This window comes from Brevundimonas sp. (genome assembly GCF_029945885.1).
Classification (GTDB): Bacteria; Pseudomonadota; Alphaproteobacteria; order Caulobacterales; family Caulobacteraceae; genus Brevundimonas.
Genome location: NZ_JAQSDK010000004.1, coordinates 299,926 through 322,437 on the forward strand (window position 1 = coordinate 299,926; position 22,512 = coordinate 322,437).

Here is a 22,512-nt window from a genome sequence, read left to right on the forward strand (position 1 = left end):
TCGCACCCCAAGCCCAGTAAGGACAAACGACTGGGGCACCGAAACACATCAAGCGCGAACCGGTCTATTTCACAAAACCGGGGTCGTCATCGAAGTCCTTATAGGGACGCTCCGGGGCCGCCATACCGAGGTTTGCGGCCCGCTGATAACGGCCAATCATGCGCCAGAGCCCCCAAACGGTTTTTTGAGCCCTGCAGGTCGCACTGCGTTGCCTTGAAATAGGCCGGAGAGCCACCTCGCCTCTATAAGGCGAAGCCGAGAAGTGGTGCCAGATTTCCCCGACCAGGGTCAGCTACCCGTCGCCATCTCTTGGACTTCCACTATCCAACGACAGGTTCGAAGAGCCATGGGTCCTGACGTTCCAGGAGCGCTATAGCTCTCGCGTTCTGCCATGGCGGCGGGGAAATGTGATACCGGCGCCTATCAGTCGCGAGCGCGAGGTGGACGATACCCCACGGCCCGTCCTTCTCGAAGACCCGCTCTAGGTCCGCCTTGATCGAAGCTCTGGTCACCGGGGCGAACAACTCGTCTGACTTTGCTCGCCGAACCCCCTCGTCGACGATGACCTGGACCGCGCGGGCGACGAGGCTCCTTGCCCTGGTGGTTTCATCGATGCTGCCCCGTTGGGATCGCACCACGTCGAACTTGTAGTCGGGATTGAGGACCAAATCCGCCCCGGTGCCCGACAACCACCAATGGGTTCTGCCGAAAATCCATTTCAGCCCTTTCCGACCGGCATCGATGGACACCAGCTGGTCGAGCCCGGAGTAGTTGAACAGCCTCAGCCGATCGTGCGTATTTTCGTCCCCGTAGGCGAAAGCCATGGCGTCCTCCGTCCACTGCTCGAGGGAGGTGTCGAAATGGCGGGAGATCTCGATCCTGAGGTCATCCTTTAGGCGTCGCTTAAGCCCGGTCAGGAACGCTTCGATCGCTGGCTCATCCCCAAGGCTTGGGACCTGGAGGCAGAGGCGACGGATTGACGTCTTGTCGACCTCGGCGACCAGTTCGAGGACGCGGTGCGCGACCCAGCCTCGTGCCTGTTCACTGGATTCCCAAGCGTCGGAACTGGAGAGGCACGAGCCGAACGCAGCGTCGTGTTCGACAGTGAGACGGATCGGGTCTCGGGCTGCGATCTTGAGCCGGAAGTTGGTCTGGGTGAAGATGTGCTCGAAGCCGGCCCACGCCAGCTGGGAGGAGACAGACCGGGGCATCGGGGTGCCGGCCGTGGGCGGGGTCATCGGATTTTTCTTGGGGCTTCATTCGGACGCGAGGAGCCTGGAAACACCAGGTTGAGGCCGGAGAGATGAACTCGCCGGGAAGTCTCACGTCATTGCAAATGATACCATATTTCGACCGGATCGTCGATCAGCCCCGAGGCATTCTTGCCCGCACCGCTTCCCAGCCCCCTCGTGCGGCGTCCCGGATTTCAGCGGTCGATGCAAATAGCTTTCTGTCTGTCAGCATCCTCGTCACGTTGATCTGCTTCACCGTGTAATGAGCCCACCAGATCGGATCCTTGAGGAACGCCGACATCTGACTCAGACCCTTGCCTTGGGCGCTCCCCCATCCGCCGGCATCCCGGAGTGCTCTGTCGATGTCGAGGTAGTCGATGCGGGAGGCGTGCTCATATGCACCGTGGAGGTGGAACCCCTTCGGGTCCTGCTCCATGACGAACCAGAACTCGGGAGCATCCGCCTCGAACCTTCTCTTGAGGGTGTCCCGGACCTGGTTCTGAACGAAGCTCACCGGCCCCCTTGATGACCTCAATGCCTTCGCTGATGCATCGTGACTGATGCGAAGGTTGATGGTCCGACCTCCCCTCTTCCCGGTCTCCACGGCCAGCGCCAACACCTTCAACGGCAGGGTCGTCTTCTCCCAGTGAGGTAGTTTGTATCCTGGGAGGGTTTTCTTGATTTCGGCCCCTACTGAACCCGCCGACATCGGCTGCCCATTCCGGTCCGCGATCCCAGTGATCTCAAGGTATCTCCGGTCGGCCTGGAGCATCCGCCGCTTCCCAGGGCTGGCAGATTTGGACGCTCCCTCTCCCTGCTCGGCAGCCCGATTGGCAGCTTTGGTGGCGAAGATTTGCGGGCTCGCCTTCAGCGCAGCCAGGTTCCAGTCCATGATTTTTTGCTTGAACGCGAGTTCGACCGCTCGCTCGGCATACTCCAGGGGATCTGCGATGCCGGTATCCATGGCGCGCTTGTAGGCTTCGTTGAAGGTGTCCCGGTTTTCGTCCGCTGAGACCGCCTTCGCAGCCAGCTCCTTCCGGAGCCTCACATCCCATTCCGCCCGGAGGTCGGGGTCCTCCATCTCGAAGAGCGTATCCTCGATCCACTGCTCATCAGCGGGCGATAGAATGACATCAGGACGCTGGGACACGCGCTACTCCGCATCAGAGCGGAGCCGACTGTTCGGGGCCGACACTTCGAGACAGGCGGTAAACCGTCGCCCTCCCGATCCCAAGCTCCTTCGCGACCCGTGTGGCACCTATCCCAGATTTCAGCAGTCGTTGAACCTCTGCCGCATCGATGGAAGCTGGGCGTCCCAGATAGCGGCCCGCAGCCTTCGCCTTTTCTATCCCCTCTCGCTGCCGCTCTCGTTTTAGGTCGTTCTCGAACTCGGCAACGGCAGCCAACATGTTCAGCATCAGCCTACCACCGGAGCTGGACGTATCGATCGCACCCTGCTGGATCGCCTTGAACTCGACCCTCTTGGCTATGAGGCGATCGACGATTTCCCGGAGGTCGGTCATGGACCGAGCCAGCCGGTCGAGTCTGGTGACCAGGAAGTCGTCGCCGTCCCGAACATAATCGAGGGCGAGCGCGAGCTGGGTGCGCCCGTGTTGGCTGGTGCCGCTGATCTTCTCCTCGAATATCTTGGTGCAGCCGGCAGCACGTAGCTGATCCACCTGGACCTCCAGTGATTGGCCGGTCGAACTGACCCGCGCGTATCCGATGGTCGCCAAGCGATGCTCCTGTCTTGTTTGGTTCTAGAGCATAGACCGAGACCGTCTCGGAAGTCGGGCATTAACCCATACGAGACGCACTTTCCCGTCTCATGGCCGCGCCTCGCCGGGTATACCTAAATGGTCCACCACCATTCCTAGTCATCTGCTCGCTATCCCGCTAAGCTTCATGGCTAGATTGACTGGAGTGACTTTAATGACGCCTCTTGAGGTCCTGAAGGCATCTTCGTTTGGCCGCAGGACCGCCGAAGAAGAACACGACCACCTTCAGCAGTATTTCGTGGAAACTGAGCAGTGGACAAAGGTATTCTCCGGCGACGTTGACATTATTTACGGGCCAAAAGGGTCCGGCAAGAGCGCTATATACAGCCTGATCATAAAGAACGAAGCTACGCTATTTGACCGTGGCGTGCTTATTGTTCCCGGGGAAAACCCTCAAGGCGCCCCCGCATTTCAACATCTTCGCGACGACACTCCAGACGGTGAGTTTGAGTTCGTAAGTCTATGGAAGCTTTACGTCCTGACCCTCTGCGGTCAGTCGATTAAAAGTTACGGCTTCAAGTCGAAAAAAGCGCAACAGGTTGTGCAAGCACTCGAAGATGCGGGGCTGCTCCCGACCCATTTTACGCTTTCTAAGATAGTTAAATACGTTCTCGAATACGTTCGGCAGAACTCAAGCGTAGAGGCCGTAGAAAACTCGATGCAGTTCGACCCCGTGACCGGCACCCCAGTCGGGGTGGCAAACAAGATTTATCTGAGAGAGCCAAGTTCGATCCAGGCGAAGCTCGGAGCGGTGTCTATCGATGAGCTTTATCAGGTCGCTAATGACGCACTGAAGGAAGAGGGCATTCAGATCTGGATCGTTCTGGATCGACTCGACGTGGCCTTCACGGACAAGCCCACCCTCGAGGATGAGGCCCTCAAGGCGCTCTTCAAGTTTTATCTCGACACCAAGGGAAGCTCACAGATCCGGCCGAAGATTTTCCTGCGAACGGACATCTGGCAGTCGATCACGAAGCAGGGTTTTCGGGAGGCGAGCCATATCGAGCGTTCAAAAACGATCACCTGGAAGGAGGCCGACCTCATCAACCTCGTTGTCCGTCGGCTTCTCTCCAATCAGGCGATTTGCGAATATTATAATGCCGACAAAGCAGCCATTTTGTCTGACTTCAAGAAGCAGACCGATTTCATCTATCGCGTCTTCCCCGATCAAGTGGACTCGGGCGGCAATAAACCAAGCACAATGACCTGGATATTGTCGCGAACTGCCGACGGAACGAAAGAGTCGGCCCCACGAGAGGTAATACACCTATTGAACGAACTCCGGGAGGAGCAAATATCCCGGCTTGAGCGTGGTGAAAGTTTCCCTCAGGGCGAACGTTTGTTCGAGCAGGTTACATTCAAGGAAGCTCTTCCTGCAGTTTCTAAAGTTAGACTAGAGCAGACCATTTTTGCTGAGTTTCCAGATGAGAGACCATTCGTAGAGGCTCTGACAGAGCAGAAGGCAACCCATACTACGCCCACCTTGGCGAAGCTTTGGTCCGTCGAAGAGGCGGAGGCTTCGAAGATCGTGGGCCGATTGCTGGAGATCGGCGTGCTTGAGAAGCAGGGAGCCTTCTGGCGCGTGCCGTTTCTCTATCGTCCGGCTCTGTCATCCATTCAAGGAAGCGCCGACGACGCCTGAGTAGTGCGCCGCGACGAATGAGAACCATGGTGGTTAATCTGGGCAACTGTCTGCTGAGGCGCAACAGCGCCACCAAATGTGCGTCCAATCTCACTCGGCTTGGCGCGCGGAGTTCCGCAGATGCCCCAGCTCAACACCCTGGTAAACGATACGCCCGATCTCCCCCGCCAGCATCCTGAGCTGGCCCGTCCGCTTGATGGGGTCGTCCGGAATATTCTGGGTGTAGATTTGCACGCTGCTCTTCAGATCGCGCCCCGTGAGACGGCGTCGAACTTCGTCAGACGGTATTGTTGCCACCGCCTCCTGTTCGAATGTGTTCCTGAAGCATTTAATCGATCCGCCATCGGCCTTGGCGTCCGCGTCCGCCAGGATCGTCCGGTTGAAATGCCGCATGATGGGGCTGTTCGACAGTGCTTTTTTCTGTCGGGTGCCGGTGATCGTCTCGTTGAAATACTGCTGGATCGCGAGCGAGAAAAACTGACCTTCTGAGCGGACCAGCTGCGCATTCGCGAACTCCATAAAGCCCATCGAGATGAGCTTCGGGTGAACAGGCACCATGCGCTTCGACTGGAGGTTTTTGAGCCTGCGCGTCTCGCTTGGGCGGAAAATGAAATGCGGAAACTCATGATCGACAATGACGTCATCGACCTGAAGGCCTACTACCTCGGATGACCTCGCTCCGGTGAACAGCAGCAACAACGGGATCCAGAACCGATCGTCGCGCACCTTCACCGGCCCGGGTTTCTGGATCCCCTTTGGCAGTAGCCCTTCGCTGCAGCCCGCGAACAGGGGCTGACGGAAAATCCGGTTGAGTTCATCCGTAGAAAACGCGCGGCCCGTGTCCTCCTCGGGGGGAACAATCGCACGGACCCCGGCGGCGGGAGAAGCGACTATGTCGGTTCGGCGTTCGGCGAAATCGAGCACAGTTCTCAAGCCCGACAAATGCTTATTGACAGTTTTCGGGCTGAGCGTCGCCGCGACGAGGTCGCCGCTGGCCAGCGCCTGGATCTGCTTTTTGGCCGATAGGTTTCGCCACTTCGCGGTCAAAGCATTGACGTCCGGCAACTTGAGCAGCTCGTCGTTAAATATCCAGATGTGCCGTTTCGTGATCGCGCCGATTGGCAAGTCTCCAACCAGGTCGCCGAACAGCCTGACGGCGCGATCCTTGCCAGACAGCATGCGCTCGCCTCTAGCCGCCTTCGTCTGGCGAAGCGCAGGCATATAGACTTGGTTGAAATAGTCGCTCAGCGTCATAGCCGAGTTGTCGTCCGGGTGGACAAGGATCGAAGCGGGTGCGCGCGAGCTGAGCGTAGCCGGAGGTGCAGTCGGTTGCCTTCCACATGCGATGTCGTTGATTGCGATCTGGGCTTCGACCAACGTGGAGGCGCAACGGTCAACGACGGCGAGAAAAGCGGGCGAGTCGCCCGGCGTCATGCCTAAGTCCGAAAAGTAGCGCTCTGCCGCCCAGCTAGCGACAGCTCTGCGTTCAGCCGGATCGTCGGACAGCAGCGCGCCTGCCCATGTGTTTCGCGCAGCCGCTGACCGTTCACGGCTGGCTTCTGCGCGCTGCGGTGTATTGGTCTTCAGCGCATCACGAGCCAAGGTGCCTGATTGGCTCTCCCATTGCCGTAGTTCGTTGTCGAAGAGGGACGCCAGGTAGCCGTCCAGGTCGGGGGCAGCCTGCGCCGCTCTGACCGCCGCAATGTCTCCACGAAGTTTCACCCGCAGCACGTCTGCTTTGGCGTTGCCAAGTCGCACATCGGACGTGCCCAAGGACCGGATGACGTAGGGCTTGCCGCCGCTGGCTGCGCCCGTGAAGGCTGGGGCGACATCAACTGGCAGCGGGAAACGGAGCTCAAGCATGCCGCCTGATCGGCGCTGAACGTTTTCTCCCAAACGTTCATTTCCTGGACTTCTTTTTCGTCCCACGCGCACCCGTTTCGATCAAACACAACCCGATTTACAACGTCCATAGCAGCAATCGAGAACGTAAGTGTCGGCTTATTATTGGTTTTCTTTCAAACCAGTGGGTTATAATCCCAGTTCCGACACAGATGGCTTCATCGTTCCGGGCGCGCCATTTCTTTCCCCAAATTGTTGCCAGTTGAAGCATTGGCCTGCGGCGGAGGCCGGCCGGTCAGCTGGCGCATTACGCATATCGACTGGGCGTCGCGCGCCGCCGGCTGACGCCGGTGCAGGGTTTGCGGGCGACCTAACGGCCGGCTCGACCAAGCAGTTCAATCAGTTCCTCGGCCTTGGCGCGCCGGTCGAGGGGGTCGTCGCCCGTCATGGCCCCCATCACGCAATGATCCAGGTGGTCCTTGAGGACCTCGGTCTCGACCCTGTGCAAGGCGGCGCGGACTGCCTGGAGTTGCGTGAGCAGATCGATGCAATAGCGATCCTCCTCAATCATGCGGGCGATGCCTCGCACCTGTCCCTCGATACGGTTCAGGCGGTTGATCAGCCTGGGTTTCGTTTCGGTCTGCATCCAATTCCCCGGTTTGATCGTTTCCATATACCCCGGACCGGTATCTTGCGCTATACCCCCTATGGGTATATATCGTCATCAGGTCCAGCCAGGAGTCTGTCATGTCAACGCCCGCACATTCGCGCCCGACCGGTCACGACTGCTGCTCAAACCTATCCGCCGCCGGGAGCGCCCAAGCCGTCGATCCCGTGTGCGGTGTGACCGTCGCCCCCGCGACCGCGACCCATCGCGCCACGCATGAGGGCGAGGAGCATTTCTTCTGCTCGGCCGGGTGCCGGACCAAATTCATCGCTGACCCGGATCGCTATCTCGGTGCCCGGCCGGAGCCCGAGGCGGCGATCCCCGGCGCGATCTACACCTGTCCGATGCACCCGCAGATCCGCCAGGAGGGGCCGGGGTCGTGCCCGATCTGCGGCATGGCGCTGGAGCCGGAGACGGTCACCGCAGAAGCCCCGGTCAATCATGAGCTGATCGACTTCACCCGACGATTCTGGGTCGGTCTGGTCCTGACCCTGCCGGTCTTCGTGCTGGAGATGGGCGGCCATCTGTTTGACCTGCATCGGTGGATTCCGGGCCAGACCTCGAACTGGATCCAGTTCGGGCTGGCGACGCCGGTAGTGTTGTGGGTCGGCTGGCCGTTCTTCGAGCGGGGCTGGGCTTCGCTGCGCAACCGCAGCCTCAACATGTTCACCCTGATCTCGATCGGCATCGGCGCGGCCTGGATCTACAGCGTCGTCGCGGTGCTGTTCCCGAGCCTGTTTCCGGCAGCGGTGCGCGGCATGGACGGCAGCGTACCGGTCTATTTCGAGGCGGCGGCGGTCATCACCGTCCTGGTCCTGATCGGTCAGATTCTGGAGCTGAGGGCCCGCGAACAGACGTCCGGCGCGATCCGGGCCCTGCTGGACCTGACGCCCAAGACGGCGCGGCGGGTCCGCGACGACGGCACCGACGAGGACGTCTCGCTGGAGCAGGTAGGTGTCGGCGACCGGCTGCGCGTGCGGCCCGGTGAACAGGTGCCGGTCGACGGGGAAATCCTTGAGGGCCGGGTGTCGATCGACGAGTCGATGGTGACCGGTGAGTCCATGCCGGTGACGCGCGAGCCGGGCGGCGCGGTTGTGGGCGGCTCGCTGAACCGGACCGGGTCATTTGTGATGCGGGCCGACAAGGTCGGGGCAGGCACCCTGCTGTCGCGGATCGTCCAGATGGTGGCCCAGGCCCAGCGCAGCCGCGCGCCGATCCAGCGTCTGGCCGATGTCGTCTCGGGCTGGTTCGTGCCGACTGTGATCGCCGCAGCCGTTCTGGCCGCCGTCATCTGGGGCCTGGTCGGACCGGAGCCGCGGCTGACCTATGCGCTGATCGCCGCCGTGTCGGTGCTGATCATCGCCTGCCCCTGCGCGCTCGGGCTGGCCACGCCGATCTCGATCATGGTCGGGGTCGGGCGCGGGGCCCGGGCCGGGGTGCTGATCCGCAATGCCGAGGCTCTGGAGCGGTTCGAGAAGGTCGATACCCTGGTGGTGGACAAGACCGGCACCCTGACCGAGGGCCGACCGTCGGTCACAGTGATCCAGCCCGTGGCCGGGTTGGAGGAGGCCGAGCTGCTGCAGCTGTCCGCCAGCCTCGAACGGGGCAGTGAACACCCGCTCGCCGACGCCATTGTCCAGGCGGCGAAGGCCCGGTCCCTGACCCTGTCCGAAGCCCGTGAGTTCGACAGCCCGGTCGGTCGCGGCGTCACCGGTCTGGTCGACGGCCGTCGGGTGGTGCTGGGCAACAGCCGTTATCTGGGCGAGCTGGCCATTGACGTCTCGGCGCTGGAAGCCGGGGCCGAGGCCCTGCGTCATGACGGGGCCACCGCCATCTTCGTCGCCGTCGACGGCCAGGCGGCCGGGGTGCTGGGCATCGCCGACCCGGTCAAGGCGACCACCGCCGACGCCATCATCGCGCTGAAGGCCGCCGGATTGCGGCTGGTGATGATGACCGGCGACAACCGCACCACGGCCGGGGCTGTGGCCCGGCGTCTGGGCATCGACGATGTGCGGGCCGAGGTTCTGCCGCAGGACAAGGCCAGCGTGGTCGAACAGCTGCGCGCCGAAGGCCGCGTCGTGGCCATGGCGGGAGACGGGGTCAATGACGCCCCGGCCCTGGCCGCCGCCGATGTCGGCGTGGCCATGGGCGCGGGCTCGGATGTGGCCATCGAGAGCGCCGCCGTCACCCTGCTGAGCGGCGACCTGCAAGGCATTGTGCGGGCCCGGCACCTGTCGAAGGCGGTGATGGCCAATATCCGCCAGAACCTGCTGTTCGCCTTCGGCTACAATGCCCTGGGTATCCCGATCGCCGCCGGCCTGCTGTACCCGACCTTCGGCCTGCTGCTGTCCCCGGCCCTGGCGGCCCTGGCCATGTCGCTGTCGTCGGTCAGCGTGATCGGCAACGCCCTGAGGCTGCGGTCGGTCAAACTCTAGGAGCGGCCGATTTTTCGCTCCGATGCTTCACCTTTGCGGTTTGGTCCGTGTTGCCCGATCATGGGCCATGGGAGGCAGGACGAAGTGACCAACGATCTTCAGTCAGCATCCAGAACCCTGTGGCTGTCGCGGGCGACCGTGGGGGCCATCCTGCCCAACTGCCTCGATGAACCGGCCGAGGATCAGACCCGCATCTGGCTCGGCGACTATTTCCGGGCCGCCGAAGCCCGGACGGCGGCCTCGCTCGATGAGGCGCTGGGCCTGACTCCGCGCCCGCTGGTGCGCGGCACTACTGACTTCGTCCTCGCCCAGGCAGCCAGCGAGCCCACACTGGAACAGGCCATGCGTCGCACGGCCGAGGCCTACAACAAGCTTCACGGCGGAGCCTACAACCGGGTCCGCCGCATGAACGGTCTGCTGATCTACATCATCGACGACGCCCACTTCCCCTATTCTGACATGCCGTCCGCCGCGGTGAGCCTGATGCTCGAATGCGTGCTGATCCACCTTCACAGCTGCTTTTGCGCTCTCACCCACAGTGAATTGACGCCGTCCGTGGCCCATGTCGCCACACGGCGGGCCCCGGGTGAGGGGGACGGGGCCATGCGGCTGTGGCCGTGCGACGTGCGATGGGGCCGGCAGTGGTATGCCCTGGCCTATAGCGACAGGGTGGCCGCCGCACCGGTGGCCAGCGCGGGGCCGCGACCCTCGGCGGCGACCGTTCAGAGCCGGCTGATGCATCTGGTGGAGCGCCGCGAGGCCGAGCTGTCGCATGGGTCCGACCTGCCCGCCCTCGTCCGGGCCCTGCTGCGGCTGGATCCGGCCTGCGACCAGGCGTCGGCCGCGCGCCAACTGGGGTTGAGTCCGGCGACCCTGCGCCGGCAACTGGCGGCCGACGGCCTGCCGTTTCGACGACTGCGCGACGAGATCCTGAACGACCGTGCCCGCCTGGCCCTGCTGGGTACCGAACCGATCGCCGAGATTGCCGAGGCCCTGGGCTATTCCGATGGACGCAGCTTCGCCCGCGCCTTCAAACGCTGGAACGGCACCTCGCCGCGCCGGACCCGGTGAGCCTGTTCGGATCGCGCCGCAGTACTTGAGCGAAATTGTCCCTTGCGATGCGGCGCTTCCGTCATCGACAGCGGGCGGGCTGCCGACCTAGCTGGTTCCCAACGCGTCACAGAAGTCGCGATGGGGAGGTCGAGATGAAATACCGGGCAATTCTGGCGGGCGCTTCGGCGATCGTTCTGTCGATGGCGACGGCCGTTCAGGCGCAGGCGCAGAACGTGACACCGCCGCAGCCGGAAGCCACCTATGGTGTGGGCGAGATCATCGTCACCGCGCGTCGCCAGTCGGAGCGGCTGCAGGACGTACCCTCGGCGGTGACCGCCTTCTCCAGCGAGACCCTTTATCGCAACCAGGCCCAGACCCTGGGTGACCTGCAGTCCCTGGTGCCGAACCTGTCGCTGCACGTCGGCGATGCATCGAACGCGGTGATCTATCTGCGCGGCATCGGCCAGATCGACTCGATCTCGTTCAACGATCCCGGCGTCGGCGTCTATCTGGATGACGTCTATCTGGGCCGGGTCCAGGGCTCGTTCCTCGAGGTGGTCGACCCCCAGCAGATCGAGGTTCTGCGCGGCCCCCAGGGCACGCTTTACGGTCGCAATACGATCGGCGGTGCCGTCAAATTCACCAGCGAAAAACCCAGCGCCACGCCCGAAGGCTATATCGAGGCGGCGATCGGCAGCTATGACGAGCGCCGGGTACGGGCGCGTCTGTCAGGACCGCTGGGCTCCGACCAGCTGCTGGGCTCTATCGCCCTCGCGTCGTCCAGCCGCGACGGTTACACGACCAATCTCAATGACGGACAGAGCGACGGTGACAAGAATCTGATCGCCGGCCGGGCCACCCTCCTGTACCAGCCGACCGATCAGTTTTCCGCCAATCTGACGTTCGACGCGTCGCAGAGCCGTCCCGACCGGTCGCGGACCCCGCATCGGGAAACGCCGATCTATTCGATCAACACCGGGGCCATGCGACCGGTCATCGCCGATCCCTATGCCGTCGACGTGACCTACAACGACCTCGAACGGCTGGACACTTCGGGCGTCGCCCTGACGCTGACCTATGACTCGGGTCCGCTCACGTTCAAATCCATCAGCGCCTACCGCGAGATGGAATATCGCACCCACCTGGATCTGGATGCCTCGCCCGACGAGTCGTTCGGCATCTATGATTTCGAGACCCAGGACCAGACCAGCCAGGAACTGCAGGTCCTCTATCACAGCGACCGGGTGTCGGCGGTCGGCGGCCTGTTCTATTTCCAGGAGAATGACACCACCTTCGGCGGGGCGGTTGCCCCGGACTTCTTCCTCGATCTCGGTTTCATCCTGCCCTTCCCGTTGAACTCGGCCGGCCTGCGCGTGTCGGACAATGAGAGCATCGCCGCCTATGGCCAGGTTGACTATGACCTGACGGACCGGGCCAGCCTGACGGTGGGCCTGCGCTATACCCACGAGACCAAATCCACCGACAACCGCGGTGAATTCTTCCTGCCGGCGACGGCCGCGACCGCCGAGGATATGGAGCGTCTGTTCGGCCAGGGCCTCGGCTATGGGGCGAGCGGATACCAGGCCAAACAGAGCTGGGACTCGTTCACGCCCCGTATCGCGCTGAACTACAAGGTCTCGGATGATGTGCTGGCCTATGTCAGCGCCGCCCAGGGCTTTAAGAGCGGCGGCTTCAACGGACGGATCACCACCGCTGCCCAGGGCTTCGAGCCCGAGACCCTGTGGAGCTATGAGGCCGGACTGAAGTCCGACCTGTTCGACGGTCGGGCGAGACTGAACCTGGCCGCCTTCTTCCAGGACTATACCGACCTGCAGCTGAGCCGCTTCGCCGCCGATCCGATTACGGGGGATTTCACCTCGGTGTTCGACAATGCGGGCGGCGCGGAATTCTACGGGCTGGAGGCCGAGTTTTCGGCCCAGATGTCGGAGGCGCTGCGGTTCGACGGCAACCTCGCCTATCTGCACAGCGAATATACGGAATATATCGACCTCGGCGTGGACATCAGCGATCAACGCAAGCTGGTGAACGCCCCCGAGTGGAGCGGCCGGGCCGGCCTGACCTATGACCTGGCACTGGGCGGGCTGGGCGACCTGACCCTGTCCGGCGGTGCCGCCTATCGGTCGAAGACCTATCTGACCGTGTCCAGCAGCGAAATCCTGGCCCAGGACGCCTACTGGCTGTTCGACGCCTCGATCCTGTTCACGCCGCAGGATACCAACTGGACCGTCCTGCTGAGCGGCAAGAATCTCGGCGACGAAGCCTATATGGAACACGCCTTCGACCTGAGCGCCTCGCCGGGCGTGCAGATGGGCTATTACGGCGTACCGCGCACCGTTACCCTCGACGTGCGGTATCGCTTCTGATGGCCTCCTCGGGGCTCGACCCGGAGGTTACGGCCCTGATGGCGCGGATGGGGGGCGATCTGGCCAGTGCGCCGATGGACCCCACCGTGGAGCAGCGACGCGAGCTGATGACTTGGATGTGCCACGCCTATGGACCGCCGATGGCGCGGGTCAAGGCGGCGCAGGACCGGTGGATCAGCACGCCCGCCGGCCCCCTGCGGTTGCGCATCTACTGGCCGCGTCGGTTCAGCCTGAGGCCGCCGGCTATGGTGCTGAACATCCACGGCGGCGGCTGGGTTCTGGGTGGGCCGGAGTCCTACGAACGGGTCTGTCGCGCCTATTGCGACCGGGGGGATGTGATTGTCGTCGATGTCGACTATCGCCGCGCGCCCGAGCACCGCTTTCCGGCCGCGATCGACGACTGTGAAGCCGCCCTGGCCTGGGTGGCCGCGAATGCCCGTACCCTGGGCGGCGACCCCAAACGGTTGATGGTCACCGGAGACAGCGCGGGCGGGGCGCTTGCGGCGGTGACCTGCCAGACGGCAAAGGTGCCGGTCCATCGCCTGGTTCTTCTCTATCCGGTGATGACGGCCGCCCCCGATGCACGGTTCGCCTCGCGGACAGAGCTGGGCGACGGCCGGTATTTCCTGCGCGAGTTCGACATCAGGCGGGCCGAAGATGAGTATCTGGAGCAGGCTTCGCAGGGTGCGGATCCCCGCGTCTCGCCCCTGCTCGCCGCCGACGAAACGCTGCGAGGACATCCACCGACCCTGGTCGTCACCGCTGAATTCGACCCGTTGCGGGATGAAGGCCGCGCCTATGCCGATCGGCTGAAGGGGCTGGGCGTGCCGGTGGAGTATGTCTGCGTGCCCGGAACCATTCACGGGTTTGTCCTGTTTGCGGGGGTCCTGAAACGCGGGCAGACAGGGCTGAACCGCATCGCGCGGGCCTTCAGGTCCTGATCTGAAGCCGGTCCCGGTCCGAACGCACCGGAAGCGCTTCACATCCGGCACCGTGCAGGCTAGACCGGCGTGCGCCCAGGAACCCGTGCGGTTTCGAGCCGGTGCGGCCGTAGTTCAGAGGTAGAACGTCAGCTTCCCAAGCTGAATGTCGTGGGTTCGATTCCCACCGGCCGCTCCAACACCCCTTACACTTCGCCAGGTCTCCCGCCGTTCGCCGGACGCGGTGGGCCATCCGGCATGGTCTGATCCTGTTGTCGGGTCGGCTCAGTCGCGCGACCAGACCACCACCCCGTCGACCACGGTGAGCATCGCATGGCCGTGCGGAATCTCGGCGGCCGGCACGGTCATCAGGTCGATGTCGAAGGCGGTGAAGTCAGCGCGCTTGCCGACCTCGATCGTGCCCAGTTCGGCCTCGCGGAACGAGGCATAGGCCGGCCACAGGGTGAACATCTTCAGCGCCGTCTCACGCGACACCGCCTCCTGCGGCCGCCAGTCGGGGCCCTGGAAACCGTCGAGATCGCGGCGGGCCACGGCGGCGTAGAATTCGATCAGCGGATCGCCGCGTTCGACCGGGGCGTCGGACCCGCCGACGACGATCACCCCCATGTCGACCAGGCTATTCCAGGCGTAGGCCCCGTCCAGCCGCGCGTCGCCCAGCCGGGCACCGGCGAAATGGAAGTCACCGATGGCATGGCTGGGCTGCATCGAGGCGATGATCGGCAGGTCGCGGAAGGCCGCATAGTCGGACGGCCGCAGGATCTGGGCATGTTCGATCCGCCAGCGGGGATCCGCGACATCCCACTGATCAAGCGGCACCGCGCGCATGGCGGTGGCGTACCATTCAGTGACCTCATGGTTGCCGCGATCGCCGATGGCGTGGGTGGCGATCTGGATGCCGGAGCGCAGCGCGGCCTCATAGACGGGCACGGCCGCCTCGCCGTCGATCTGCATCAGGCCGGTGGTCTCTGGTCGGTCGGCATACGGTTCGAACAGGGCCGCCCCGCGCGAGCCCAGCGCCCCGTCGGCATACATCTTGACCGCCCGGGTGATGACCCGTCCGTCCGCAACCGAGCGGGGGCCGGAGGCGAACAGGGCTGCGGCACCGTCGGGCGTCACGCTGTTGTAGACGCGGATCGACGCCTCGCCCGCTTCGGCCATCTCTTCCATCAGGGGCACGTCGTCCCAGGGCGCGCTCATGAAATGGATGCCGGTCCAGCCATAGCGGGCATAGACGGCAAAGCCGGCGCGATACCTGTCCCGTGCGGACACGGGATTGTCTCCGATTTGGCTCCAGAAGCCCCCCAGCAGGTCCATGGCGGCATCGACCAGCAGGCCGGTGGGTTGGCCCGCCGCATCCTTCAGGATCTCGCCACCCGGGGGCGCGACGGTCGAGGCATCGATTCCCGCCGCCGCCAGGGCGGAGGAGGAGATCACCGTCGCATGGCCATCGGCGCGCCACAGCGCCACCAGCCGCCCGGGCGCTGCCGCATCCAGATCGTGGCGCGTCAGGAACCGCCCCTCCGGCCAGCGGGTCTCGATCCAGCCCCGGCCGAGGATCGGTCCCTCGGGATGGGCCTCCGCCCAGGCTTTCAGCCGCGCCATGGCCTCATCGACCGATGCCGAGCCCTCGAGGTTCAGCTCCATCTCGCGCGCGCCGATGCCGTCCAGATGGGCGTGGCCGTCGGTAAAGCCGGGAAACAGGGTCGCGCCCGCCAGGTCGATGTCGGTCAGGCCGGTGGCGTCCGGCGCGTCGGCGGCCCGTCCGGCGAAGACGATCCGGCCATCGCGCACCTGGACCAGTTCGGCCCGGGGCATGGCCTCGACCCCGGTATAGATCGGTCCGCCGTGGATCTGCAGATTCTGGGCCATGGCCGGGACGGCTGCACCGGCGAGGAGCAGGGCGAGGGCGGTCACTCTCAGCATCGAACGAATCCTTGGTTCAGGACGGACAGGGTGCGGACGGGCGCGCGGACGTCGCGCGCCCGTCCGTGGAGGTATGAGCCTACTGGCCCGTCGGAACGCCGACGAGCGCGTCGACCGAACCCGAGGTTACCGGATGATAGCCGGGCCGGGCCCGGGCGTAGATCCGGGTGGCGATCGGCCGGCCCCAGTCACCCTCGGCCCAGAGGCTGGTGAACAGGGGCATCACGAATTTGCGTCGGCCCTGGCTGGTCAGGAAATGCTCCAGCGTCGGCACCGCCGGCTGGTAGCGATGGGCCACGGCGATCTGCAGCCAGCCGAACAGGACCTCGGCATTGCCTTCGTCGCGCAGCTTCAGGGTCGATTCCAGATCGGCCAGCTGCGGGGGGGTCAGCCAGTCGGTTCCGGCGCGCAGTCCGGTCGGACGCCAGGCGAGGAAATGCTGGCGTTCCTGGGTCGACCAGCCGGACCACGGAATGGCCGAGGCCGGTCCCTTGTCGGCGAAGAAGGCCTTGGCGGCGGTGTCGACCGTCGTCAGGGCTGTCGAGACCGGCGCGATGGCGTTCGACGGCAGTCCGGGCTGATAGACCCAGTTGTCGAGCTGCAGCCGAGTCTCGAGGGCGGCGTCGCCCTTGACCAGGTGGGTGCGGATGTCGGTCAGGAACTGGGCCGAAGACATCGGACGGAAGGCGTTGCGCTCGAAATAGCCCTTGAGCCAGACGTCGAAGGCGTCGCGGCCGACGATGCGCTCGACGGTGCGCAGGAAGGCGGCCCCCTTCTCATAGGGGATATCATTGAGACCGTCGTCCGGGTCACGCCCGGTCAGATCGACGTGCATCCGGGTATCAGCGGCGGGCATCGTCTTCAGGCTGGACTGCAGGTCGTTCCAGCCCAGGACCTGAAGCATCAGGGCCCGGTCACGCCCATAGACCGACTCCATGATGCGGTTCTCGAAATAGGTGGTGAAGCCCTCGTTGAGCCAGATGTCCGACCAGGTGGAGTTGGTCACCAGATTGCCGGACCAGCTGTGCGCCAGCTCATGGGCCACGAGGGAGACCAGCGACTTGTCACCCGCCACCACCGTCGGGGTGGCGAAGGTCAGGCGCGGGTTTTCCATGCCGCCGAACGGGAAGGACGGCGGCAGGATCAGCAGGTCGTAGCGGCCCCAGCGATAGGGGCCGTACAGGGCCTCGGCCGCATCGACCATCTGGCCGACTTCGGAGAATTCGGCCTTGGCCGCGTCCAGACGGCTGGGTTCGGTCCAGACGCCGGTGCGGCTGCCTTCGCTGGCGAAGGCAAGGTCGCCGACCGCCAGGGCGATCAGATAGGGCGGCACCGGATTGGTCATGCGGAAGCTGAAGCTGTGTTGGCCGGTGCCGGCGGCCTTGCCGTCCGGAGTCAGCATCTCGGCGCTCATCACCGCCTTCAGGGCGTCCGGCACGGTGATCTTCGCGGAATAGGTCTGGCGGATGCCGGGGCTGTCCTGGGTCGGGATCCAGGTGCGGGTCAGGATCGCCTGGCCCTGGCTGAACAGATAGGGCTGTTGCCCCCCGGCCGTCTGGGCCGGGGTCAGCCATTGCAGGGCCGCCGCGTCGGGGCGGGTCGCATAGCGGATGACGATCTTGCGCTGCTCACCGGCCTTGAAGGCGGGGAAGGTCACGGTCAGGGGCTGACCCATGACCGGGTCGATGGCCCCGAGCACGAACGGCAGGGCCGTTCCCGCCTCATCCGTGATGGCGCGGATGTCGAGGTTGCGCACGTCGAGGATGATCTGGGTGGCCCCGGGCTCGGCCGTGATGTCGAGCGTGGCCGTACCGGACAGGGTCTTGGTCGCGAAATCAGCCGTCAGGTCCAGGTCGACATTGCGGACGCGGGCGATCTCGGGCCGGGCGAAGGAATGGATGTCACGGACATACTGGATCGGGGCCGTGGCCGAGGCCGGCAGGGGCGGCATGTCGGACTTGCCGCCGGGCTGGCCGCAGGCTGCGAGGACGGCGGAAAGGGCCAGGGCGGACACCAGTCCGGTCAGTTTGCGGTTCATTGAACGCTCCGTTGACGTGTTGGACGGGAGACAGCCCCCTCCGCCGGCAAAGATCAAGGGGCGCGTCTCAGGAGGTTGCGGGTCGGGCCGGGCTGTGCGCGCTGAAAAGCCGTCCCCGTTCGGCGAACAGGACGGCGGTCAGTGCCAGGATACCGCAGCCGGTCACGCCTAGGGCCAGGGGGGCCACCGATCCGTTGAACTGCTGCCCGATCAGGAAGCCCAGGGTCGAGCCGGCCGTTGTCGAAATGAAGCCCTGGGCTGACGAGGCCGTGCCGGCGATATGACCCATGGGCTCCATCGCCATCGCGCCGAAATTGCCGGCGATCAGGCCGAAGCAGAACATGGTCAGCCCCTGCAGGATGGCAAAGGTCCAGATCGTCTCGTGCCCGCTCAGGGTCACGACCGAATGGGTGAGGCCGATGATGATGAACCCGAGCAGGGCGGTGTGCGAGATCAGGCGCGACCCGAGCCGTTCCACCAATCGGGCATTGAGCAGCGAGGCAATCGCAACCCCGCCGGCCATCAGGCCGAAAAAGGTGGTGAACAGGGCCGGTTCGTCGAACACGTCGAAGAATATCTGTTGCGAGGAATTGATGAAGCCGAACAGGGATCCGGTGATCGCCGTCATCGCCAGGGTGTAGCCCATCGAGCGCCGGTTGGTCAGGGCCTCGCGGAAGGCGGCGGCGATGCGATCGACCTTGATCGGCAGGCGGTCCTCGCGGTGCAAGGTTTCCGGCAGGCGGAGCGCGGCCCACAGGGTGAAGGCTCCGCCGGCCAGGGCCAGGACGCCGAAGATCCACGGCCAGGGGGCCACGTTCAGGATCAGCTGACCGAGCGTCGGGGCCAGGATGGGCACGCCGAGGAAGACGAGAAAGCTCAGCGACATGACGCGGGCCATGGTCCGGCCGCTGTAGCGGTCTCGCACGATCGACACCGCCAGCACCCGCATCGCCGCAGCCCCGACGCCGGTGCAGACCCGGGCCAGGATCAGGGCCTCGAAGGTCGGGGCGAAGGCGGCGATGACGCTGAACAGGACATAGAGGCTGAGCCCGACCATCAGGATCGGCTTGCGGCCGTAGCGGTCCGCCAGCGGGCCGTAGATGATCTGGGCCACGCCGAAGCCCAGCAGATAGGCGGTAATGACCCACTGGCGGCTGTTCTCCGTGACGACGCCCAGGGCCGTGCCGATGGCGGGCAGGGCGGGCAGCATCGCGTCGATGGCGAGGGCATTCAACGCCATCATCATGGCGATCAGGCAGACGAACTCGGGAAAGCCCGGCCCTTTCGGTCTGACGGCGACAGGCGGACGTTCGATCATCGCCTGCATGTGCGCGCTACCGGATTGGACCGCAACCGCGAGGCCGGGATTTGATCGTGGCGTCACACGAGGTGATCGGCGGCGCGAGGACTGTTACGAGGCCGTACCGGCGATGCGCCGCCCGATCCGCCATTGCAGGAGCTGACCATGGCCGACGCTGCCTTCCCCGTCACCGTCTTCCACAATCCGGCCTGCGGGACCTCGCGCAAGGTGCTGGCCGCGATCGAGACGGCGGGACTGACACCGGAGGTCGTTGACTATGTGAAGACCGGATGGACCCGGGAGCAGCTGACCGACCTGTTCGCTGCCATGGACAAGACCCCGCGCCAGCTGATGCGCACGACCGGCGACCTGGTCACCGACCTCGGCCTGTTGGACCCGGCCGTCTCCGATGACGCCCTGCTGGACGCGATGGTCGAGCATCCGATCCTCGTGAACCGGCCGATCGTGAAGACGCCGAAGGGTGTGAAGCTGTGTCGCCCGGTCGAGACCGTGCAGGACCTGCTGCCCGGCTAGGCGGCCGGTGCCAGAAGGGCCAGCAGGGCGAAACTGGCCAGCCAGTGCTCGCCCATATAGTCGCCGGTCACCTGCGGCAGGGCCACATCGAGATGGCGGGTGGCCGCCGTCAGGGCCACGGCCCGCCGGGCGTCGTCCGCCGGCAGGGCCGAGGCGATGCCGCGCCAGCACCAGGCGCGGCTGAGATTCAGTCCGTCCAGATGGGCGATCTTGCCGTCGCTGCGATCGCTGACCGAGGCCGGGGTGAACAGGGTCTGCGGCTGTTGTTCCGCCAGACGCGGCAGGAACCGGTCCAGCCAGTCGACGAAGCTGTCCGGGGCCAGGGCCCGGCGCATCAGCTCGGCCTCCATCAGGGCCGGTGACAGGAACTCGTCCTGCGACGGTTCCCACGCCTGGCAGTCGCGATCCTCGCCGTGCCAGGCGATGATCCGCTCGCGGCACAGGGCTGCCAGGGCGGCCTCTCCGGCTTCATCGGCATAGTCGAGTACGAGACGGAGGGCGAAGGCGGTGTTGTAGTGGGTGCCGACCCGGACCGGATAGGTCGACAGTGGCAGATAGGCCATGAACCGCTGCACGAAGGCGTCGGCGAGCGGTTTGAGCGCGGCGGCCCAGCGCCGGCCCGGGTCTGTCTGATGCCGGGCCAGCTCGGCCGCGAGCATCAGACACCAGGCCCAGCCATAGGGCCGTTCGAATCCGCGACTGGACGGACGCGCCAGATAGGCAACCTCCGCAGCGATCTTGTCAGCCGTAAACAGGCTGTCGGCGAGGGCATGGATCCGCCCGGCCTCGGGCCCCTCCGGATACAGACGATAGACGGTGAACAGGGTCCACCAGCCGTGCACGCAGGAGTGCCAGTCGAAACTGCCGAAGAAGACCGGATGCAGGGCCCGAGGTCCCTGCGCATCGGCGGCCGACTCGAGCACGTGATCCAGCTTGTTTGGATATTCGCGCGTCACATGGCCCAGGGCGGTGCGGGCATAGAGGGCGGCGATGTCGGGGGTGAGGACGGCCATCAGAAACGGAAGGCCAGAAGGTACATCAGCACAATATTGATCCCCAGCATGATCAGGGCGGTGGGCATCTGGGCCCGGATGACGCCGTTCAGCGGTGAGTTGCGGTCGGGCAGTTCCAGCAGGTTGGCCGGCACCACATTGAAATTGGCGGCCATGGGCGTCATCAGCGTCCCGCAGAAACCGGCCAGCATGCCGATGGCGCAGACGATCGCCGGATTGCCACCGAACTGGTAGATGACGAAGGGCAGGCCGATCGCCGCCGTCATCACCGGGAAGGCGGCGAAGGCATTGCCCATGATGACGGTGAACAGGGCCATGCCCAGGCAGTAGGCGACCACGGCGATCAGGGCCGAGGTCATTGGCACCGCCTGGGTCACCAGTTCCCCGACCACCCCGCCGACATTGGTGGCGAGGAAGACCGCGCCCAGCGAGGCCAGCATCTGCGGCAAAAGGGCGGCCCAGCCGATCGAATCCATCAGCCGCCGCCCTTCCTGAACCGGTGCCAGCACCGGGGGGCGCAGCCAGGCCATGGCCACGGCGAGGGCGATGACACAGCCCAGGCCGAGGGCGATCAGCGTGGTCTGGACCGGCGCGATCAGCCAGGCACCGGCGGCGGAATGTTTGGCGGCCAGGGTTCCGCCGACGGCCACGACCGGCACGATCAGGGCCGGCAGGAACAGGGCATTGCCGCGCCGCGCGGCGCTGGCGAGGCGAACCTCGGGACCGGTCGTGGCCGGCCTGGCGACCCCCAGTCGCTTCAGCCCGCCGATGGCCACCAGCGCCAGAACCAGAATGCCGTTGCCCAGTCCGCCGAGCCAGGTACCGAACAGCATGGAGGCGGCGATCAGACCCCAGAACAGGGCGCTGCGGATGCGTGTCGGATGCTCGCGGTCGCGCAGGGTCAGGACGGCAAAGGCGAGGAACATCAGCCCCACCACCAGATAGGCGTGTTCGAGGGTGATCACTGGCCCACCTCCCCGTCCGGACCCGCCGCAGGGGCGGTGTCCGCAATCTCCCGGTGGATCGACCGGTCAAACAGCAGCAGTCGCGCGCCGTGCACGACGAAGGCCGCGATGGCGGTCGGTATGGCCCAGATCGAGATCTGCAGGGGTTCGACGATCAGCCCCGCCTGTTCGAGGAAGCCGACGATCAGCACGATCGAGCCGATGGCGATGAAGATGTCCTCGCCGAAGAACAGGCCGATATTGTCGGTCGCGGCGGACATCCCGCGGATCCGGAAGCGGACCCGGTCAGTCAGGGGCCTGCCGGCCTCGACCTCGGCCGCCCCCTCGGCCATCGGGGCAATCAGGGGGCGGACCATCTGCGGATGCCCACCCAGCGACGTCAGGCCCAGCGCCGCGGTCGCCTGGCGCACCAGCAGATAGCTGACCAGGAGCCGCCCGGCGGTCGCGGCCCGCACCTTGCCGACCAGTATCCGCGCCCGTTCCTGTAATCCCTTGCGTTCCAGCAGGCCGATCACGGGCAGGACCAGCCAGGTGATATGGAAATAGCGGTTGTCGTTGAAGGCGTTGCCGAAGGCCGACAGGGTGTCGATCGCGGCCTGCAGCAGGGCCCGGGGTTCGACGCCGGGGACGACCACGGCCATCACGCCGGTGACGATGGCGGCGGCCAGAATGACCAGCAGCGGATTGATGCGGGCGACGAAGCCGGCCACGACCACCGCGATCCCCAGAAGCACCAGCATGTTGAATTCCCCCGAACGTCCGTGA

At 64.9% G+C, this 22,512-nt stretch carries 17 protein-coding genes and 1 tRNA gene; 7 read left to right on the top strand and 11 right to left on the bottom strand.

Features of this window, described 5'->3' with window-relative positions; genetic code table 11:
• Nucleotides 1-320: 320 nt before the first annotated feature.
• The 3 genes from PSV00_RS03995 to PSV00_RS04005 form a co-directional block, all read right to left on the bottom strand.
• On the bottom strand, nt 321-1,238 hold the full coding sequence (locus tag PSV00_RS03995; RefSeq protein ID WP_300445124.1) for a hypothetical protein: 918 nt from the start codon (nt 1,236-1,238) through the stop codon (nt 321-323).
• Nucleotides 1,239-1,365: 127 nt separating this feature from the next.
• A complete protein-coding gene (locus PSV00_RS04000; protein WP_300445125.1) occupies nt 1,366-2,382 on the bottom strand; it encodes a hypothetical protein in 1,017 nt (338 codons plus the stop codon).
• Between the two features lie 13 nt (nt 2,383-2,395).
• Nucleotides 2,396-2,968 (bottom strand): recombinase family protein, encoded by a 573-nt coding sequence (locus PSV00_RS04005; protein ID WP_300445127.1) that lies wholly within the window; start codon nt 2,966-2,968, stop codon nt 2,396-2,398.
• 196 nt (nt 2,969-3,164) lie between these two features.
• Here PSV00_RS04005 and PSV00_RS04010 point away from each other — a divergent pair, with 196 nt between their 5' ends.
• A complete protein-coding gene (locus tag PSV00_RS04010) occupies nt 3,165-4,652 on the top strand; it encodes a hypothetical protein (RefSeq protein WP_300445128.1) in 1,488 nt (495 codons plus the stop codon).
• A gap of 90 nt (nt 4,653-4,742) precedes the next feature.
• Here the strand turns inward: PSV00_RS04010 and PSV00_RS04015 are convergent, their stop codons facing one another.
• On the bottom strand, nt 4,743-6,515 hold the full coding sequence (locus tag PSV00_RS04015) for a hypothetical protein (protein WP_300445130.1): 1,773 nt from the start codon (nt 6,513-6,515) through the stop codon (nt 4,743-4,745).
• A gap of 349 nt (nt 6,516-6,864) precedes the next feature.
• Entirely contained in the window at nt 6,865-7,140 is a 276-nt protein-coding gene (locus PSV00_RS04020) for a metal-sensitive transcriptional regulator (protein ID WP_300445173.1), read from the bottom strand.
• Between the two features lie 101 nt (nt 7,141-7,241).
• Here PSV00_RS04020 and PSV00_RS04025 point away from each other — a divergent pair, with 101 nt between their 5' ends.
• From PSV00_RS04025 to PSV00_RS04045, 5 genes are all read left to right on the top strand, one after another.
• Nucleotides 7,242-9,596 (top strand): heavy metal translocating P-type ATPase, encoded by a 2,355-nt coding sequence (locus tag PSV00_RS04025; RefSeq protein WP_300445132.1) that lies wholly within the window; start codon nt 7,242-7,244, stop codon nt 9,594-9,596.
• An 84-nt stretch (nt 9,597-9,680) separates the two neighbouring features.
• Nucleotides 9,681-10,667 carry an AraC family transcriptional regulator gene (locus PSV00_RS04030; protein WP_300445133.1) on the top strand — a complete coding sequence of 329 codons (987 nt, stop codon included), beginning with the start codon at nt 9,681-9,683 and terminating at the stop codon, nt 10,665-10,667.
• A gap of 134 nt (nt 10,668-10,801) precedes the next feature.
• Nucleotides 10,802-13,033 carry a TonB-dependent receptor gene (locus PSV00_RS04035; protein WP_300445135.1) on the top strand — a complete coding sequence of 744 codons (2,232 nt, stop codon included), beginning with the start codon at nt 10,802-10,804 and terminating at the stop codon, nt 13,031-13,033.
• Nucleotides 13,033-13,974 (top strand): alpha/beta hydrolase, encoded by a 942-nt coding sequence (locus PSV00_RS04040; protein WP_300445137.1) that lies wholly within the window; start codon nt 13,033-13,035, stop codon nt 13,972-13,974. Before PSV00_RS04035 ends, PSV00_RS04040 begins: the two co-directional genes overlap by 1 nt.
• Before the next feature lie 103 nt (nt 13,975-14,077).
• Nucleotides 14,078-14,152: transfer RNA gene (locus tag PSV00_RS04045), tRNA-Gly, on the top strand.
• Between the two features lie 86 nt (nt 14,153-14,238).
• Here the strand turns inward: PSV00_RS04045 and PSV00_RS04050 are convergent.
• The 3 genes from PSV00_RS04050 to PSV00_RS04060 all read right to left on the bottom strand — a co-directional run bounded on the left by PSV00_RS04050 (nt 14,239) and on the right by PSV00_RS04060 (nt 19,262).
• Nucleotides 14,239-15,897, bottom strand: a complete 1,659-nt coding sequence (locus tag PSV00_RS04050; RefSeq protein ID WP_300445139.1) for an amidohydrolase — start codon at nt 15,895-15,897, stop codon at nt 14,239-14,241.
• A gap of 79 nt (nt 15,898-15,976) precedes the next feature.
• The gene (locus PSV00_RS04055; protein WP_300445141.1) at nt 15,977-17,935 is read right to left on the bottom strand and encodes a M1 family metallopeptidase; all 1,959 of its coding nucleotides are present in this window, start codon (nt 17,933-17,935) and stop codon (nt 15,977-15,979) included.
• Between the two features lie 67 nt (nt 17,936-18,002).
• Nucleotides 18,003-19,262 carry a multidrug effflux MFS transporter gene (locus PSV00_RS04060; RefSeq protein ID WP_300445143.1) on the bottom strand — a complete coding sequence of 420 codons (1,260 nt, stop codon included), beginning with the start codon at nt 19,260-19,262 and terminating at the stop codon, nt 18,003-18,005.
• 138 nt (nt 19,263-19,400) lie between these two features.
• On the opposite strand from PSV00_RS04060, the gene arsC reads away from it, so the two are divergent.
• Nucleotides 19,401-19,769, top strand: a complete 369-nt coding sequence (gene arsC, locus PSV00_RS04065) for an arsenate reductase (glutaredoxin) (protein ID WP_300445144.1) — start codon at nt 19,401-19,403, stop codon at nt 19,767-19,769.
• Here arsC and PSV00_RS04070 read toward each other — a convergent pair.
• From PSV00_RS04070 to PSV00_RS04080, 3 genes are read right to left on the bottom strand one after another with little or no spacing between them, the layout of a single operon-like run.
• Nucleotides 19,766-20,782, bottom strand: coding sequence for a DUF2891 domain-containing protein (locus PSV00_RS04070; RefSeq protein ID WP_300445146.1), 1,017 nt, complete (start codon nt 20,780-20,782; stop codon nt 19,766-19,768). The genes arsC and PSV00_RS04070 overlap by 4 nt on opposite strands.
• A complete protein-coding gene (locus PSV00_RS04075; RefSeq protein WP_300445148.1) occupies nt 20,782-21,747 on the bottom strand; it encodes a DUF979 domain-containing protein in 966 nt (321 codons plus the stop codon). Before PSV00_RS04075 ends, PSV00_RS04070 begins: the two co-directional genes overlap by 1 nt.
• Nucleotides 21,744-22,487, bottom strand: coding sequence for a DUF969 domain-containing protein (locus tag PSV00_RS04080; RefSeq protein WP_300445150.1), 744 nt, complete (start codon nt 22,485-22,487; stop codon nt 21,744-21,746). Before PSV00_RS04080 ends, PSV00_RS04075 begins: the two co-directional genes overlap by 4 nt.
• Between the last annotated feature and the right edge of the window lie 25 nt (nt 22,488-22,512).